Source organism: Micrococcus sp. ACRRV, from assembly GCF_022346985.1.
GTDB lineage: Bacteria > Actinomycetota > Actinomycetes > Actinomycetales > Micrococcaceae > Micrococcus > Micrococcus porci.
Genome location: NZ_JAKRNH010000057.1, coordinates 1 through 15,571, shown reverse-complemented (window position 1 = coordinate 15,571; position 15,571 = coordinate 1). Strand labels below are relative to the sequence as shown.

The window sequence follows — 15,571 nt, the reverse complement described above, 5'->3', positions numbered from 1 at the left end:
CGAGGGGACCGTCGGGGCGGGGCGCGGAGAGGGAGACCATGCCCCCAGTCTGCCCATCCGGTGACGTCCCCGCGGCATGGCCGGGGCGAATTACATCCGTGTAATGTTGACCGCGGCAGTCGGACGAGCGGAACGGGAGAGGCCGTCATGCAGAACACGCAGCGAGTCGAGGACGTCGCACGGGCGGAGCGCGCCCCCGCCGCCTCGCGCTCCCGTGGCGTGCCCAGCGACTGGTTCCTGGACCCCGCCGACCCCACCGCCGGCGGCCGCGCCACGGCCGGTCTGGCCGCCGAGTCCCCCGAGGACCAGGCCACCGCGTTCCTCGCCGCCCACGACCTCGACGACGCGGGCACCCCCGCCGCGACCGTCACCGCCCTGGTGCCGCGCCCGGCCGAGGCCCCCGCTGTGGACGACGCCCTCGTCCCGGACGCGTGGCAGCCGGTGCCCGGCGTCGTCATGGAGCCCGCGGAGGGCGAGCTCGCCTGGCAGGCCGACGCGCTCTGCGCCCAGACCGACCCGGAGGCGTTCTTTCCCGAGAAGGGCGGCTCCACCCGCGACGCCAAGCGCGTCTGCGCGGCCTGCACCGTGCGCGCGGAGTGCCTGGACTACGCCATGGCCAACGACGAGCGCTTCGGCATCTGGGGCGGCCTGTCCGAGCGGGAGCGCCGCCGCCTGCGCCGCGAGCGCGGCTGACCGCTCCCTGACGCCCCTGCCGGAGGACGGACCTCTCAGGCCCGGCCCCATGAGGGGTCCAGCACCTGCGGATCCACCCCGAGCGCCGCGGCGCACCGGCTGAGGGCGACGGCGTAGACCGCCTCCTCGAGGTCGGCGGGGTCCGCGGACTCGGTGAGGGGACGCTCGAACAGGGTGATCACGACGCCGTCGGGGCCGTCGCGCTCGGCCCGCCCGAACAGCCCCTCCTCGTCGGCGACGGCCCGCGCCCGCTGCAGGGCGAGGCGCTCGTCGAGGCGGTCCGGGATGCGCTCCAGGTGCGCGGCGACCCGCCGCAAGCCGGGAGCCTGCAGCCCGGCGAGCCGGTCCACGGCCTTCTCCACGGCGTCCATCAGGGCGTCCGCGCGGCCGCGCCCGGCGCGCGCGCCGAACGGCAGCGGGTGGCGCAGGCCGCGCCCCCGCCCGTCCCGGCGCAGGCCCGGCCGGGGCCCGCGCCCGTCCCGGCGCGCCGGCGGCAGAGGGGGGAGCGGGGCGAGGGGGTCGGCGGGCATGCGGGCCATGCTAGGTCGGGCCGAGTAGGGTTGTCTGCCGTGGGAGCCATGCGACGCTGCAGCAAGACCGGATGCCAGGAGCCCGCCGAGGCGACCCTGACGTACAACTACGCCGGGTCCCAGGTGGTCATCGGGCCCCTCGCCCAGCGCGCCGAGCCCCACGCCTACGACCTCTGCGCCGCCCACGCGGCCCGCACCACGGCCCCCCGCGGCTGGGAGGTGCTGCGCCTGGCCCCGGCGGCGCCCGCCGCGCCGGGCGTTGCCGCGCCGACGCACCCCGCCCTCCGCCTCGTGACGGACCCCGTCGAGGGCACCGCCGGGTGACGCCCGCGGTCGACCCGGCCGCTTCGGCGTCGGGCGCCTCGGTAGGCTGGGGCGCATGACCGAGACCTCCTCCGCACGTCCCACCCCCGACGTCGACCCCGCCTTCGCCAACCGCTCCACCGTGCCCGGCGCGACCTTCGACTTCGCCGTCCGCGACCTCTCCCTGGCCGAGGCCGGCCGCCACCAGATCCGCCTGGCCGAGCACGAGATGCCGGGCCTGATGTCCCTGCGCGAGGAGTACGGCGAGTCGCAGCCGCTCAAGGGCGCGCGCATCGCCGGCTCGCTCCACATGACCGTGCAGACCGCCGTGCTCATCGAGACCCTCACCGCCCTGGGCGCCGAGGTCCGCTGGGCCTCGTGCAACATCTTCTCCACGCAGGACGAGGCGGCGGCCGCCGTCGTCGTGGGCGCCGGCACCCCGGAGGAGCCCGCGGGCGTGCCCGTGTTCGCGTGGAAGAACGAGACCCTCGAGGACTACTGGTGGACCGCCTCGCAGATCCTCACGTGGCCCGGCGCCGCGGAGGACCCGGACCGCGGCCCCAACATGATCCTGGACGACGGCGGCGACGCCACGCTGCTGGTGCACAAGGGCGTGGAGTTTGAGGCCGCCGGCGCGGTCCCCTCCGCCACCGAGGACGACCCGGAGGAGTACCGGATCATCCTCGACACTCTGCGCCGCTCCCTCGCCGAGGACCCGCAGCGCTGGACTCGCACCGCCTCCACGCTGCGCGGCGTCTCCGAGGAGACCACCACAGGCGTGCTCCGCCTCTACCAGCTGGCGCAGGAGGGCACGCTCCTCTTCCCGGCGATCAACGTGAACGACTCGGTGACCAAGTCCAAGTTCGACAACAAGTACGGCATCCGCCACTCCCTGCCGGACGGCATCATGCGCGCCACCGACGTGCTGATCGGCGGCAAGGTCGCCGTCGTCTGCGGCTACGGCGACGTGGGCAAGGGCGCCGCGGAGGCGCTGCGCGGCCAGGGCGCCCGCGTGATCGTCACGGAGATCGACCCGATCTGCGCGCTCCAGGCCGCGATGGACGGCTACCAGGTGGCCCGCCTGGAGGACGTGGTGGAGCAGGGCGACCTGTTCGTCACCACCACCGGCGGCAAGGACATCATCATGGCGGAGGACATGCTCCGCATGAAGGACAAGGCCATCGTGGGCAACGTCGGCCACTTCGACAACGAGATCGACATGGCCGGCCTCGGCCGCGTCGACGGTGTCGTCAAGACCGAGATCAAGCCGCAGGTCCACGAGTGGACCTTCGACGCCGGCACGGAGGACGAGCGCTCCATCATCGTGCTCTCCGAGGGCCGCCTGCTGAACCTCGGCAACGCCACCGGCCACCCGTCCTTCGTGATGTCCGCGTCCTTCACCAACCAGGTGATGGCGCAGATCGAGCTCTACGGCGGCTCCACGGGCCAGGGCGCGCTCACCGGCGAGCACTACGAGAAGCAGGTCTACACCCTGCCGAAGGTGCTGGACGAGAAGGTCGCGCGCCTGCACCTGGACGCCCTCGGCGTCGGGCTGACCGAGCTGACCAAGGCCCAGGCCGAGTACCTCGGCGTGGACGTGGCCGGCCCCTACAAGGCGGACCACTACCGCTACTGAGTCGCCGCGCCCCCCGGGGCGCACGGCAGGAGAGGACATCATGGCTTCCCACACCCCCGGGCGCTCCGACGGCGCCGGCTCCGGGTCCTCGGACTTCGAGTCCGGCCTGGACTACGGCGCGTTCGTCGAGGACGACGACGCCCAGCCCACCCAGGCGCTGCCCCGCACCACGGAGGAGCACGGGGCCCAGCGCACCCTGGCCTTCGACCGGGACGAGCTCGCGGCCGCCGCCGCCGGGGCCGGCACCGGGGCAGCCCGCTCCGGGGCCGGCTCCCGCGCGGCGGGCGCCGCCCACGGCGTCGCCGGGGAGGACATCACGGCCTCCCGCCCGGCGCCCGCTCCGGCGCCGTCGCCCGCGTCCCCCTGGGGCGCGGACCGGTACCCCTCGGACGCCACCGTCCCGGCCTCCGCCCCGGTGGCCCCGGCGGCCGCCGACACCCGCACCCCGGAGGAGCGGGCCCGGCTGCCCAAGGCCGGCCCGCGGCTGGCCCAGGTGCTGCTGGCGGTGCTCGCGCCGCTGGTGCTCCTGCTGGGGGCGGTGCGCCTGGTGGCCACCCCGCTGTTCCTCTGGCTGGAGTACCACCGGCCCGGGTTCCCGGCGGACCCCTACGGGTTCAGCACCGCGGACCGCATGACCTACGGGTCGGCGGGCCTGGACTACCTGCACAACCTGGCGGGGCCCCGGTACCTCTCCGAGCTGACCTTCCAGGGGAAGCCGCTGCTCTCCGAGGCGGCGGTCTCCCACATGACCGACGTCAAGACGGTCATGTGGATCGCCACCGCCGTCCTGGTGGTGCTGGGCCTGGCCTGCCTGCTGCTGGCGCTCTACCTGCGCCGCACGAGCCCCGGAGGGGTGCGTCGCGCGCTGTTCGCCGGCGCCCTCGGGCTGCTGGTCGTCATCGTGGTGCTGGCCGCCATGGCCGCCACCGGCTGGCAGGGCTTCTTCGCGGGGTTCCACTCGCTGTTCTTCGCCGAGGGCACGTGGACGTTCTCCGTCTCCGACCCGCTGATCCGCCTGTACCCCGCCCAGTTCTGGGTGGACGCCGCCGTCGCGGTGGCCGTGCTGGCGCTGATCGGGATCGTCGCCGCCCTCGTGGCGGGCGCCCCCACCCGGCGTCGCCGGGAGATGTCCCAGGACCGCCGCGCCCAGCTGGAGGCCACCCGCCTGCGCTGGGCCCGCGAGGACGCCCACGGCGTGCGCTGAGCACGCCCCCGACGCACGAGGGCCCCGCCGGATCCGTCCGGCGGGGCCCTCGTGCATCCCGGGGCCGATGGGGGTCAGCCCTCCAGGGACGGGTAGTCCGTGTAGCCGTGGGCGCCGCCCACGTAGAAGGTGGACGGGTCCGGGGCGTTCATCTTACGGTCCTCACGCCAGCGGCGCACCAGGTCCGGGTTGGCGATCAGCGCCCGCCCCACCACGGCGGCGTCCGCCAGGCCCCCCTCCACGATCCGCCGGGCCTCGGCGGCGCCCGTGACCTCGGAGAAGCCGCTGTTGAGCAGCACGGGCCCCCCGAACCGGGCGCGCAGGGCGGCGACGAGGTCCCCGGCCACGTCCCGGTGCAGGAGGGACAGGTAGGCCAGGTCGAGGTCGGCGACGCCGTCCAGGATCGCCCCGTAGGTGGCGAGCACGTCCGCTCGGTCCTGCTCCAGGACCCCCTGGACGTCGTGCTCGGGGGAGAGGCGCAGGGCGGTGCGCTCGGCGCCGATCTCCGCGGCAACGGCGCGCACCACCTCGACGGTGAGGCGCGCCCGGTTCTCGGGGGAGCCGCCGTAGGCGTCGGTGCGGTGGTTGCTGGAGGCGGCCGTGAACTCGTGGAGCAGGTAGCCGTTGGCCCCGTGGACCTCCACGCCGTCCGCGCCGGCGTCCACCGCGCGGCGGGCGGCGGAGGCGAACGCCGCCGCGATCCCCGGCAGCTCCTCCGTCTCGAGGGCGCGGGGGACGGGCCCGTCCGTCTTGCCGGAGAAGCCGCGGACCGGCACGCCGGGGGCGATCGCGCTGGGGGCCACAGGCTCGGCGCCGCGCAGCAGGTCCGGGTGGCACATGCGGCCGCCGTGCATGACCTGCACGAAGATCCGGCCCCCGGCCTCGTGCACGGCGTCGGCGACGCGGGCCCAGCCGGCCTGCTGGGCCTCGTCCTCCAGGCCGGGCTGGCCGGGGAAGGCGCGGCTGTCCACCGTCGGGAAGACGCCCTCGGAGACGATCAGCCCCGCGGAGGCGCGCTGGCGGTAGTACTCCACGTGGAGGTCGCCGGGGACGCCGTCCTCGCCCGCGCGCTGGCGCGTCAGCGGGGCCATGGTCACGCGGTTGGGCAGGGTGAGCCCGCCCAGGGGCAGGGGGTCGAACAGGTCGGGCACGGCGGCTCCTCTTCTCCTCGGGTGCGTCGGATCCGCAGACGCAACCGGGGCGGGCCACCGGGTATTCCCGGCCGTCGTGCTCAGCGGCCCCGGTAGAGCTGCTCGATCTCGTCGGCGTAGTCGGCCAGCACCTGGGCGCGCTTCAGCTTCTGCGACTGGGTGACGTGCCCGGAGTCCTCGGTGAGCTCGTGGTCCAGCACGCGGATGCGGCGGATGGACTCCGCACGGGAGACGGTGGCGTTCGCCTGGTCCACGGCCTCCTGGAGCGCGGCCAGGACGCCCTCGTCCTCCACCGCCTCCTCGAGGGTGAGGGTGCGCTCGCGGTCCAGGGACCAGCGCTTCAGCTCGTCCGGGTCCAGGACGATCAGGGCGCCCACGTACGGGCGGTCGTCCCCGACGACGACGACGTGCTGCACCAGCCGGTGCTGGCGGATGATCTCCTCCAGCGGGGTGGGGTACACGTTCTTGCCGCCGGCGGTCACGATGACCTCCTTCTTGCGGCCCGTGATGCGCAGGAAGCCGTCCTCGTCCAGGGTGCCGAGGTCGCCGGTGCGGAAGAAATCGCCGTCCATCGACTCTGCGGTGGCCTCCGGCTGCCGCAGGTAGCCGGCGAAGACGATCGGCCCCTTCACGAGGACCTCGCCGTCGTCGGCGATGCGGATGGTCGCACCGGCCACGGGCAGGCCCACGGTGCCGACCTTGTACGCGGCCGGGATGTTCACGGTGGCCGGGGCGGTGGTCTCGGTCAGCCCGTAGCCCTCGACGATCGGAATGCCCATGCCGCGGAAGAGGTGCACCAACTCGGGGGAGAGCGCGGACGCGCCGGAGACGCAGGAGAGCACCTCCCCGCCGAAGGCCTTGCGGACGTTCCCGTACACGAGCGTGTCGAACACGGCGTGGCGGGCACGCAGGGCACGGGAGGGGCCGGGGCCGCCCTCGTGCGCCTGCGCCTCGAGGGCCTCGGAGTACTCGATGGCGGTCCGCTTGGCGGCGTGGTAGACGGGGCCCCTGCCGCCGTCCTCGGCCTTCGCGGCGATCCCGGCCTCCAGCTTCTCGAAGACGCGGGGGACGGCGAGCAGCCAGGTCGGGTGGAAGGAGGCCATGTCCTCCTGCAGGGTCTTCGTGGAGCCGGAGTGGGCCATCTGGATGCGCGCGTACAGGCAGATCACCTGCACGGCGTGGGCCAGCACGTGCGCGAGCGGCAGGAACAGGAGCGTGCGGGAGTTCGTGCCGGGATGGTAGTCCACCACGCCGGCGGCGAAGTTCAGCACGTTGATGGACGCCGCCGCGAAGTTGCGGTGGGTGATGATCGCGCCCTTGGGCCGGCCCGTGGTGCCGGACGTGTAGACCACGGAGGCGGCGTCGTCGAGCGTGGCGGTGGTCCGGGCGGCCTCCAGCTGCTCGTCGGTGACGGCGGCGCCGTCCCGGGCGAGGACGCGCAGGGCGGCCTCGCTCATGGGGAAGACCGTGACGTCGATGCCCGCCTGGCGGGCGGCCTCACGGGTGGTCTCGGCCAGCTCGTCGCCGCCCACGGCGGCCGCGTGCGTCTGGGAGTCGCCCAGGATGTGCGCCACCTGCGCGGCGGAGGACGTCTCGTAGATCGGCACGGAGACGGCGCCGGCGAACCACACGGCTTGGTCCAGGACCGCCCACTCGTAGCAGGTGGGCGCGAACAGGGCCACGCGCTGGCCGGGCTGCAGGCCGTGGGCGATCAGCCCCTTGGCGACGTCGCGCACCTGCCCCAGGAACGCGTCGAAGCGCACGTCCAGCCAAGCGCCGGCGCCGTTGCGCACCGCGTACACGCTGGCCCGAGGGTCCTCCGCGCAGGAGGACAGGATCAGGTCCGTGATGTTCGTGTCCGCGGCGGGGAGGCCGTAGAGGTCGGTCGAGGACTCGGAGATGGGGCTGGCGTGCTGCACGGGACGAGCCTAGTCACAGTTCGCGCCGCGGGTCGCCCCGTCGCTCAGATCCAGGTGGAGAACCACATGCGCCAGGACCACTGCGGGTAGGGGATCCGCTCACCGATCCACACGGGCAGGAAGAACAGGGAGACGCCGACGGCGACCAGCAGGTAGGCGGCCACGAGCACCGCCCCCCAGCGTGGCCCGGGCCGGTGCCCGCGGCGCAGCAGCAGCGACAGGGCGAGCACGATCATGAGGATCAGGAAGGGCTCGTAGGCCACCGTGTAGAAGAAGAACATGGTGCGCTCGGGCCAGCGGAACCACACGACCTGCCCGGCCACGTAGGCGCCCAGCAGTGCGCCGGCGCGCCAGTCCCGGTGGCGGACCAGCACGGCCAGGCACACGAGGACGGCGATCAGGCCCGTCCACCAGATGAAGGGGTTGGCGATGTCCGTGATGGCGGAGGAGCAGGCGTCCGCCGCCGTGCTCGGGCAGCCGTTCTCCCCGGGCTTGCCGCCCTCGTAGAAGTAGCTCACCGGCCGGCCCATGAAGGGCCACGTCCAGGGGCTGGACCCGTAGTCGTGGGGGCTGGTGAGGCCCTCGTGGAAGGTGAACGCCTCCAGCTGGTAGTGGATCAGCGAGCGCAGCGGGCCGGGCAGCAGCGCGGACAGCGGGCCCTCCGGCGGGTTGTCCTGCGCCCAGCGGCGGTAGTAGCCGCCCTCGCTCGCGAACCAGCCGGTCCAGGAGGCCAGCCACACGGCCAGCCCCGCGCCCACCACCGCCGCGAACGCCGGCAGCCCGTCACGCATGACGCCGGCCCGGAGCCAGTGCCGGATCCCCGCCGTCCGGCGGGCCTCCATGTCCCACAGCACCGTGAGGATCCCGAACACCGCCATGAAGGCCAGCCCGGAGAGCTTCACGGCGCAGCCCGCCCCGAGCAGGGCGCCGGCCAGGATGCGCCAGGGGCGCCAGCCCAGCCGGGGCCCAAAGGCGAGGGGGTCGCCGCGGCGGGTGCCGGCGTCGTGGGCGGCCACCTGCTCCGCCAGGCGGGAGGCCAGCAGACGGCGGCCGTGGTCCCGGTCCGCGAGCAGGGCCGCGAACGCGGCGATCATGAAGAAGCTGAGGAAGATGTCCAGCAGCCCGATCCGGGACATCACGATGTGATGGCCCTCCACCGCCAGCAGCAGCCCGGCCAGGGCGCCCAGGGACACGGAGCGGAACAGGCGCTGCGCCACCAGCGTCACCAGCAGCACCGAGAGGGTGCCCGCCACGGCGGCGCTGAACCGCCAGCCCACCCCGTTGTCCGGGCCGAACGCCAGCATGCCCAGCGCGATCAGCCACTTCCCCAGCGGCGGGTGCACCACGTAGGCGGGCTCGTCCAGCGGCTGCGCCGTCCCCTGCGCGAACGCGGCGTCCACGTCCGGCGCCCAGCGGCGCTCGTAGCCGGAGAGGATCAGCGAGTAGGCGTCCTTGGGGTAGTACGTCTCGTCGAAGATCAGCTTGTCCGGGAACGCCAGGTTCGTGAACCGGATGACGCCGGCCAGCACCGTGACCGCCAGCGGCACGATCCAGTGCCAGCGGGTGAGCGCCGCGGCCTGCACGCCGAGCCGGGCGCGCAGGGCGGCCGCGCCGAAGGGGTGTGCGGCGGCGTCGTCGGCGGGCGCGGAGAGGGCGTGCGCGGGACGGCTGGTCATGATGCGAGGGGCAGACGACGGCGCAGGCCGGCGGGAAGGAGGTCGACGGCGGCCGTCACCTTCTCCTTGTGCGGACGCAGGCGATACTTGACCGCCCCCACCATGTCGACGGCGAGCTCGCGGCGTCGACGTGTGGCCCCGGTTAGAGGGCTGCGGGTCCGAACGTGGTACTTGTCCAGCAGGTCTTCCGGCACGAGCTCCTGACCGATGCCGAACCGGTCGGCGAACCGGGCTACGCCGAGCTCCTTGTCCGGATATCCGGTGAAGTGCATCACGAACGCATCTGAAAGGCTGTTCTCGTAGTAGTGGCCGCGCGAGTTGAGTTCGCGATGCCCGACGATCCTCACCCGTGTCCCGTGGCCGCCTGTCTGGATGGCCCACCACATCTGGTCTTGGTCACCGTTCGTGAACAGGCCGTCCCGCTCGTCGTCCCACCAGGCGCGCACCTTGGCCAGGTCGGCGGCGGCCGTGGCCTCCACCAGGGCACGACCGACTTCCGAGTTGCGGATGATCATGACCCCGGTGTTGACGCGGGACCAGAAGCCGTTGGGCTCAAGCGGCCCCTCCGCGATCACCAGGTCCTGGCCATCCTGCTCCGCCGCCGTCACCAGCTCGGTGATGTTGGTCGCGTCGAAGTCCGTGAAGAACGCGTCGTCGTCCATCCAGACCAGCCACTCGTAGTGCGGGAGCAGGCGGCGGATTATCGAAACCTTGTAGTCGAACTTGGTGACGATGTGCGGGTCGATCCCCGTCTCCACGCGGTAGTCGAGACCGTGCTCGCGCGCGTAGATCGCGTGGTTGATGTATGAGCGGAGGCGGATCTCATCGCCGCCGGAGACGATTCCGATGATGGGTGTCTCGGACATGGTGGTGCCTTCCGACGGGGGAGGAATGTTCGGACCGATACCGGTGGTGCTGGAGCCCCTACGATCTTGGCACATGGGCACGGACATGCGAGATGAGGACACTGGGGCCGGAGGGCGCATCGTCCTCGCCGCCACGCCCCTGGGGAACCTGGGGGACGCCACCGGGCGGCTGCGGGAGCTGCTGGCCACCGCGGACGTGATCGCCGCGGAGGACACGCGGAACACCCGCCGGCTGTGCCAGGGCCTCGGGATCACGCCGGCCGGCCGCCTCATGGCCCACCACGAGCACAACGAAGCCGCCTCCGCCGCCGGCCTGCTCGAGCGCGTCCGCGCGGGGGAGACCGTGGTGATGGTCTCCGACGCAGGCATGCCCACGGTCTCCGACCCCGGCTTCCGCCTCGTGGAGGCCGCCGTCGCCGCCGGGCTGCCCGTCACCTGCGCCCCCGGCGCGTCCGCCGTGACGACGGCGCTGGCGCTGTCCGGGCTGCCCTCGGACCGCTTCGCGTTCGACGGCTTCCTGCCCCGCAAGGACGGTGAGCGCCGCCGCCGCCTCGAGGAGATCCGCACGGACCCCCGCACGGTGGTCTACTTCGAGTCCCCGCAGCGGACCGCGTCCGCGCTCGCGGTCATCGCCGAGGTGCTCGGCGGGGCCCGGCCCGTCTGCGTCGCCCGCGAGCTGACCAAGCTGCACGAGGAGGTCGTGCGCGGCACGGCCGACGAGCTCGTGGCCTGGGCGGTCGAGCGCGAGGCGGGGGAGGGGATCCGCGGAGAGGTCGCGATCGTCGTCGGCCCGGCCGCGCCCGACGCCGGCGCGGGGGCGGACGAGGCGGACGTCCTCGCCGAGGTCGCCGCGTTGACCGACTCCGGCACCCGCCTGAAGGAGGCCGTGGCCGCCGTCGCCGCCGCCCACGGGCTGCGCAGTCGTGAGCTCTACCAGGCCGTGCTCGACGCGCGGCGGGGGTGAACCCGCCCCGGTGTCCGGTCCGTGGACGGTGACGTCGCGCACTCCTCGGGGGTGACGCGCGTCGCTAGGATTGGGCCAAGACCGGCGCGGCCGTGTGTCGGAATACGTCACGCTCACGTGCTGTTATGAGTGGCGTGAACGCCTCACCCGACGACCTGAAAGAGGTGCACCATGACCGTGACCGCTGAGCGTGAGAAGGCCCTCCTGGAGTCCGTGCCCACCGGGCTGCTGATCGACGGCGAGTGGCGTGACGCCTCCTCCGGCAAGACCTTCGACGTGAAGGACCCGGCGACCGGCAAGGTCATCGCGTCCCTCCAGGACGCCAACTCCGACGACGCCATGGCCGCGTTCGAGGCCGCCGTCGCCGCGCAGGCCGACTGGGCGCGCACCCCCGCCCAGGAGCGCGCGGACATCCTCCGCCGCGCCTACGACCTGATCAACGAGCGCGCCGAGGACTTCGCGCTGCTGATGACCCTCGAGATGGGCAAGCCCCTGGCCGAGGCCCGCGGCGAGGTCGTCTACGGCAACGGCTTCCTGCGCTGGTTCTCCGAGGAGGCCACCCGCCACTACGGCCGCACCATGATCATGCCGGACGGCAAGCTGCGCATGCAGGTGCACCACAAGCCGGTGGGCCCGTCCCTCCTGATCACCCCGTGGAACTTCCCGCTGGCCATGGCCACCCGCAAGGTCGGCCCCGCCGTCGCCGCCGGCTGCACCATGGTGCTCAAGGCCGCCAAGCTGACCCCGCTGACCACCCAGCTGTTCGCGCAGGTGATGCTGGAGGCCGGCCTGCCCAAGGGTGTGCTGAACGTGGTGTCCGGCTCCTCCGCCTCCGCGATCTCCGGCCCGATCCTCGAGGACCCGCGCCTGCGGAAGGTCTCCTTCACCGGCTCCACCCCGGTGGGCGTGCGCCTCATGCAGGACGCCGCCAAGAACGTGCTGCGCTCCTCCATGGAGCTCGGCGGCAACGCCCCGCTGATCGTGTTCGAGGACGCGGACATGGACAAGGCCGTGGACGGCGCCTTCGCCGCCAAGCTGCGCAACATGGGTGAGGCCTGCACCGCCGCCAACCGCTTCCTGGTCCACGAGTCCGTGGCCGAGGAGTTCACCCGGCGCTTCGTGGAGCGCCTGGAGGCCCTGAAGCCGCTGCGCGGCACCGACCCGGAGTCCACCCTGGGACCGATCGTGGACGAGGGCGCGCGCGACGACATCCACGCGCTCATCGAGGAGGCCGTCGCCGCCGGCGGCGAGATCCTCACCGGCGGCCACAAGATCGAGGGCGACGGCTACTTCTACGCCCCCACCGCCCTGAAGGTCGGCAAGGACAACCCGATCCTCAAGAAGGAGATCTTCGGCCCCGTGGCCCCGATCGTCACCTTCTCCACGGAGGAGGAGGCCATCCAGATGGCCAACGACACGGAGTACGGCCTCGCCTCCTACGTGTTCACCGAGGACAACGCCCGCATGCACCGCGTGACCGAGCAGATCGACTTCGGCATCGTGGGCTACAACGTGGGCGTCGTCTCCAACCCGGCCGCGCCGTTCGGCGGCGTGAAGCAGTCCGGCCTCGGCCGCGAGGGCGGCGCCGAGGGCATCGCCGAGTACTCGACCGTGCAGTACATCGGCATCGAGGACCCGTTCGCGGGCCGCTGACCAGGCCGGCCGGCGCCCCTCACCCGCACCCGGGTGAGGGGCGCCGTCGTGTCCGGGGCCTAGGCTCGAGGCATGGCCACCACGACGTCCGCCCAGTCCGCCTCCACCCGGGCCGCCTCCACCGAGCCCGGAGTGCCCGCCGCCTACCGGCCGCCCGCCACGCCCGCCGACCTGGGCGACGGCCCTGCCCGCGACACCCGCGAGGAGAAGTCCGGCCGGAAGCGTCGGCTGGAGTACCCGCCGGCGCCCGAGCCGCTCCCCGTGCCCGTGGTGGACAACCACACGCACCTGGACTTCCGAGACGGGCTGGTGAGGGTGGACGTGCACCAGGCGATGGACGCCGCGGAGGCGGTGGGCGTCGTCGGGGCGGTCCAGGTGGCCTGCGACGTCGAGTCGGCCCGGTTCACCGTGGAGGCGATCGAGGCCGAGTCGCGCCTGCTGGGCGCCGTGGCCCTGCACCCCAACGACGCCGCGCGGTTGACCGCACGCGGGGAGTTCGAGGAGGCGTTCGCGGTGATCGCCGAGCTGGCGGAGCACCCGCGCGTGCGGGCCGTGGGGGAGACCGGCCTGGACTTCTTCCGCACCACGGACGAGGCCGGCCACGCGGCGCAGGAGGAGTCCTTCCGCCGGCACATCCGGCTCGCCCGGGAGCTGGGCAAGGCACTGCAGATCCACGACCGGGACGCCCACGACGACGTCGTCCGCGTGCTCCTCGAGGAGGAGGCCGACGGGGGCCTGCCGCCCCACGTCGTCTTCCACTGCTTCTCCGGGGGGCCCGACCTGGCCCGGACGTGCGCCGAGCGCGGCTGGCACGCCTCCTTCGCCGGCCCCGTGACGTTCAAGGCCAACGACGACCTGCGCGACGCCCTGCGCCTGCTGCCCCGGGAGCTGGTCATGGTGGAGACCGATGCGCCCTTCCTCACCCCGCACCCCCACCGGGGCCGGCCCAACGCGCCGTACCTGATCCCTGTGACCCTCCGGGGGATGGCCGAGGCCCGGGGCGAGGAGGTGGCGGAGCTGGCTGCGGCGGTGGCGGAGAACACCGCGCGCGTCTACGGGGAGTTCTGAGGAGCACTGGCTGCGGCCAGTAGAGTGACGGACTGTGGTGACCCGCCTCCTCAAGTCCCGGCTCCCCGAGGGAACGCAGTACCTCGTCGACCGGCCCATGCGCATCCGGCTGGGCTTCGTGGTGCTCGGCTCCATCCTCGTGGCCCTCCTGGAGATGGCGGCGCTGGCGTCGATCCTCCCGCTGGTCAACCTCCTCACCACCGGGTCGCCCGGAGCTCCCGTCATCACGGAGCTCCTGGCCTCGGTCGGCGCGGTCTCCGTGGCCGAGCAGACGGTGGCCTTCGCGGGGGTCATCGTGGTCGCGTACCTGCTGAAGGCCGTGCTGGTGCTGTCCTTCCGCTGGTGGACCATGGGGTTCACCAACAAGAACCTCATCCAGACGTCGGCGAAGCTGCTGCGCTACTACCTGCGAGCGGACTACGGCCTCCACCTCACCCGCACCGTCGGCACCCTGGTGAACAACGTGACCGGCACCTCGTCCATGGCCTACACCGGCGTGGTGAACGCGTCCGTCACCCTCCTCACCGAAGCGGTCACCCTCCTCGCGGTGGGGATCGTGGTCGGGGTGACCATGCCGCTCACCGCGCTCGGCATGGGCGCCTACTTCCTGGTCGTCACGCTGATCATCCGGCACGTCATCCGCAAGCCGGCCTCGCAGCTCGGGTGGACGCTGGTGGTCACCGGAGAGCGCGCGAACACCGCCGCCCTGCAGGGCCTGGAGAACTACAAGGACGTGAAGGTCCGGGGCAACGACTCGGCCTTCATGGACGAGTACGTCGACGCACGGCGGGAGAACGCCGAGGCGATCCGCCTCAAGATGATCCTCACGATGATGCCTCGGTACGTGCTCGAGGTCGCCTTCGTCGCGGCCATCGCCGGCCTGGTGGCGGTGGCCTTCGCCTCCGGCCGGGGCGACCAGGCCTTCGGGTCGCTCGCCCTCCTCGCCATGGCCGGCTTCCGGCTCCTTCCCTCCATCGCCTCCGTGATGGCCACCAGCAATGAGATCCGAGCGTCCTGGCCGGCCTTCGAGCGGACGGTCGCGGAGCTGAAGGACGCCCAGCCGGTCCTCGACGCGGCCGATCGCCCCTACGATCGTCTGCCCTTCGAGCGCTCGCTCGAGGCGCGCAACGCGTCCTTCACCTACCCGGGCAAGGACGAGCCGGTGCTCAAGGGCATCGACCTGTCCATCCCCTTCGGCGCGTCCTATGCCTTCGTGGGCGGCAGCGGCGCGGGCAAGACCACCCTCGTGGACCTGCTCATCGGCTTCCATCACGCCCAGCAGGGCGGGGTGTACGTGGACGGGGTCGAGCTGCAGGCCGATCCCCGCGGCTGGTGGGACAACGTCGCGTTCGTCCCGCAGTCCGTGACCGTGGTGAACGGCTCCGTGCTGCACAACGTGGTGCTGGACATCGAGGCGGCCAGGACCGCAGACCGGACCGAGGTGGAGAGGGTCCTCCGCGACGCGCAGATGGGGGACTGGCTCGACGCGCTGCCGGACGGCCTGGACACCGTGGTGGGCGAGGGCGCCGTGGGCGTCTCCGGTGGCCAGCGGCAGCGGCTCGGCATCGCCCGCGCGCTGTACCGCCGGCCCCGCCTCCTGGTGCTGGACGAGGCGACGTCGGCGCTGGACAACGTCACCGAGCGGAAGGTCACGGACGTGATCGAGTCGCTCAAGGGGAGGATCACGGTCATCGTGGTGGCCCACCGGCTCTCCACCGTCAAGCACTGCGACCAGGTCGTCCTCATGGACGAGGGCCGGATCCTCGACCAGGGGACCTTCGCAGGCCTGCAGGAGACCAGCCCGGAATTCCAGGAGCTGGTCCGCCTGGGAGACCTCTCGTCCTGACCGCCCCTGACCGCGTCCAACCTCGCCGGTAGACTCGCCGGCATGGTCCCGCCCCCCGACGC

The 15,571-nt window shown here is 73.0% G+C and carries 13 protein-coding genes; 8 read left to right on the top strand and 5 right to left on the bottom strand.

What is annotated here, in order from left to right; all coding sequences use genetic code 11:
* Positions 1-147: 147 nt before the first annotated feature.
* Complete coding sequence (locus tag MHY29_RS07475) at positions 148-693, top strand: WhiB family transcriptional regulator (RefSeq protein WP_239239611.1); 546 nt, start codon at positions 148-150, stop codon at positions 691-693.
* Positions 694-728: 35 nt separating this feature from the next.
* On the opposite strand, the gene MHY29_RS07470 is transcribed toward MHY29_RS07475, so the two are convergent.
* Positions 729-1,223, bottom strand: coding sequence for a hypothetical protein (locus MHY29_RS07470; RefSeq protein ID WP_239239608.1), 495 nt, complete (start codon positions 1,221-1,223; stop codon positions 729-731).
* Positions 1,224-1,271: 48 nt separating this feature from the next.
* On the opposite strand from MHY29_RS07470, the gene MHY29_RS07465 reads away from it, so the two are divergent.
* From MHY29_RS07465 to MHY29_RS07455, 3 genes are read left to right on the top strand one after another with little or no spacing between them, the layout of a single operon-like run.
* Entirely contained in the window at positions 1,272-1,547 is a 276-nt protein-coding gene (locus MHY29_RS07465; protein ID WP_370643476.1) for a DUF3499 family protein, read from the top strand.
* A 55-nt stretch (positions 1,548-1,602) separates the two neighbouring features.
* The gene (gene ahcY / locus MHY29_RS07460; RefSeq protein ID WP_239239605.1) at positions 1,603-3,162 is read left to right on the top strand and encodes an adenosylhomocysteinase; all 1,560 of its coding nucleotides are present in this window, start codon (positions 1,603-1,605) and stop codon (positions 3,160-3,162) included.
* Between the two features lie 40 nt (positions 3,163-3,202).
* Complete coding sequence (locus tag MHY29_RS07455) at positions 3,203-4,366, top strand: TIGR01906 family membrane protein (protein WP_239239602.1); 1,164 nt, start codon at positions 3,203-3,205, stop codon at positions 4,364-4,366.
* A 74-nt stretch (positions 4,367-4,440) separates the two neighbouring features.
* Here the strand turns inward: MHY29_RS07455 and MHY29_RS07450 are convergent, their stop codons facing one another.
* The 4 genes from MHY29_RS07450 to MHY29_RS07435 form a co-directional block, all read right to left on the bottom strand.
* A complete protein-coding gene (locus MHY29_RS07450) occupies positions 4,441-5,517 on the bottom strand; it encodes an alkene reductase (RefSeq protein ID WP_239239599.1) in 1,077 nt (358 codons plus the stop codon).
* 80 nt (positions 5,518-5,597) lie between these two features.
* On the bottom strand, positions 5,598-7,436 hold the full coding sequence (locus MHY29_RS07445) for an AMP-dependent synthetase/ligase (protein ID WP_239239596.1): 1,839 nt from the start codon (positions 7,434-7,436) through the stop codon (positions 5,598-5,600).
* Positions 7,437-7,480: 44 nt separating this feature from the next.
* Positions 7,481-9,112 carry a dolichyl-phosphate-mannose--protein mannosyltransferase gene (locus tag MHY29_RS07440; protein WP_239239593.1) on the bottom strand — a complete coding sequence of 544 codons (1,632 nt, stop codon included), beginning with the start codon at positions 9,110-9,112 and terminating at the stop codon, positions 7,481-7,483.
* A complete protein-coding gene (locus tag MHY29_RS07435; protein ID WP_239239590.1) occupies positions 9,109-9,978 on the bottom strand; it encodes a hypothetical protein in 870 nt (289 codons plus the stop codon). Before MHY29_RS07435 ends, MHY29_RS07440 begins: the two co-directional genes overlap by 4 nt.
* A gap of 73 nt (positions 9,979-10,051) precedes the next feature.
* Here MHY29_RS07435 and rsmI point away from each other — a divergent pair, with 73 nt between their 5' ends.
* From rsmI to MHY29_RS07415, 4 genes are all read left to right on the top strand, one after another.
* Complete coding sequence (gene rsmI, locus MHY29_RS07430; protein ID WP_239239587.1) at positions 10,052-10,942, top strand: 16S rRNA (cytidine(1402)-2'-O)-methyltransferase; 891 nt, start codon at positions 10,052-10,054, stop codon at positions 10,940-10,942.
* 171 nt (positions 10,943-11,113) lie between these two features.
* Positions 11,114-12,595, top strand: a complete 1,482-nt coding sequence (locus MHY29_RS07425; protein WP_239239584.1) for an NAD-dependent succinate-semialdehyde dehydrogenase — start codon at positions 11,114-11,116, stop codon at positions 12,593-12,595.
* Positions 12,596-12,667: 72 nt separating this feature from the next.
* Positions 12,668-13,663, top strand: a complete 996-nt coding sequence (locus MHY29_RS07420) for a TatD family hydrolase (protein ID WP_239239581.1) — start codon at positions 12,668-12,670, stop codon at positions 13,661-13,663.
* Between the two features lie 34 nt (positions 13,664-13,697).
* Entirely contained in the window at positions 13,698-15,509 is a 1,812-nt protein-coding gene (locus tag MHY29_RS07415; RefSeq protein WP_224355480.1) for an ABC transporter ATP-binding protein, read from the top strand.
* The last annotated feature ends 62 nt before the right edge of the window (positions 15,510-15,571 follow it).

What these genes read in the sequence shown, in the direction of transcription:
- MHY29_RS07420 (WP_239239581.1), top strand. Translation starts at nt 12,668, where the DNA reads ATGGCCACCACGACGTCCGCCCAGTCCGCCTCCACCCGGGCCGCCTCC.
- MHY29_RS07465 (WP_370643476.1), top strand. Translation starts at nt 1,272, where the DNA reads ATGCGACGCTGCAGCAAGACCGGATGCCAGGAGCCCGCCGAGGCGACC.
- MHY29_RS07435 (WP_239239590.1), bottom strand. Translation starts at nt 9,978, where the DNA reads ATGTCCGAGACACCCATCATCGGAATCGTCTCCGGCGGCGATGAGATC.
- MHY29_RS07475 (WP_239239611.1), top strand. Translation starts at nt 148, where the DNA reads ATGCAGAACACGCAGCGAGTCGAGGACGTCGCACGGGCGGAGCGCGCC.
- ahcY (WP_239239605.1), top strand. Translation starts at nt 1,603, where the DNA reads ATGACCGAGACCTCCTCCGCACGTCCCACCCCCGACGTCGACCCCGCC.
- MHY29_RS07470 (WP_239239608.1), bottom strand. Translation starts at nt 1,223, where the DNA reads ATGCCCGCCGACCCCCTCGCCCCGCTCCCCCCTCTGCCGCCGGCGCGC.
- MHY29_RS07425 (WP_239239584.1), top strand. Translation starts at nt 11,114, where the DNA reads ATGACCGTGACCGCTGAGCGTGAGAAGGCCCTCCTGGAGTCCGTGCCC.
- MHY29_RS07440 (WP_239239593.1), bottom strand. Translation starts at nt 9,112, where the DNA reads ATGACCAGCCGTCCCGCGCACGCCCTCTCCGCGCCCGCCGACGACGCC.
- rsmI (WP_239239587.1), top strand. Translation starts at nt 10,052, where the DNA reads ATGGGCACGGACATGCGAGATGAGGACACTGGGGCCGGAGGGCGCATC.
- MHY29_RS07455 (WP_239239602.1), top strand. Translation starts at nt 3,203, where the DNA reads ATGGCTTCCCACACCCCCGGGCGCTCCGACGGCGCCGGCTCCGGGTCC.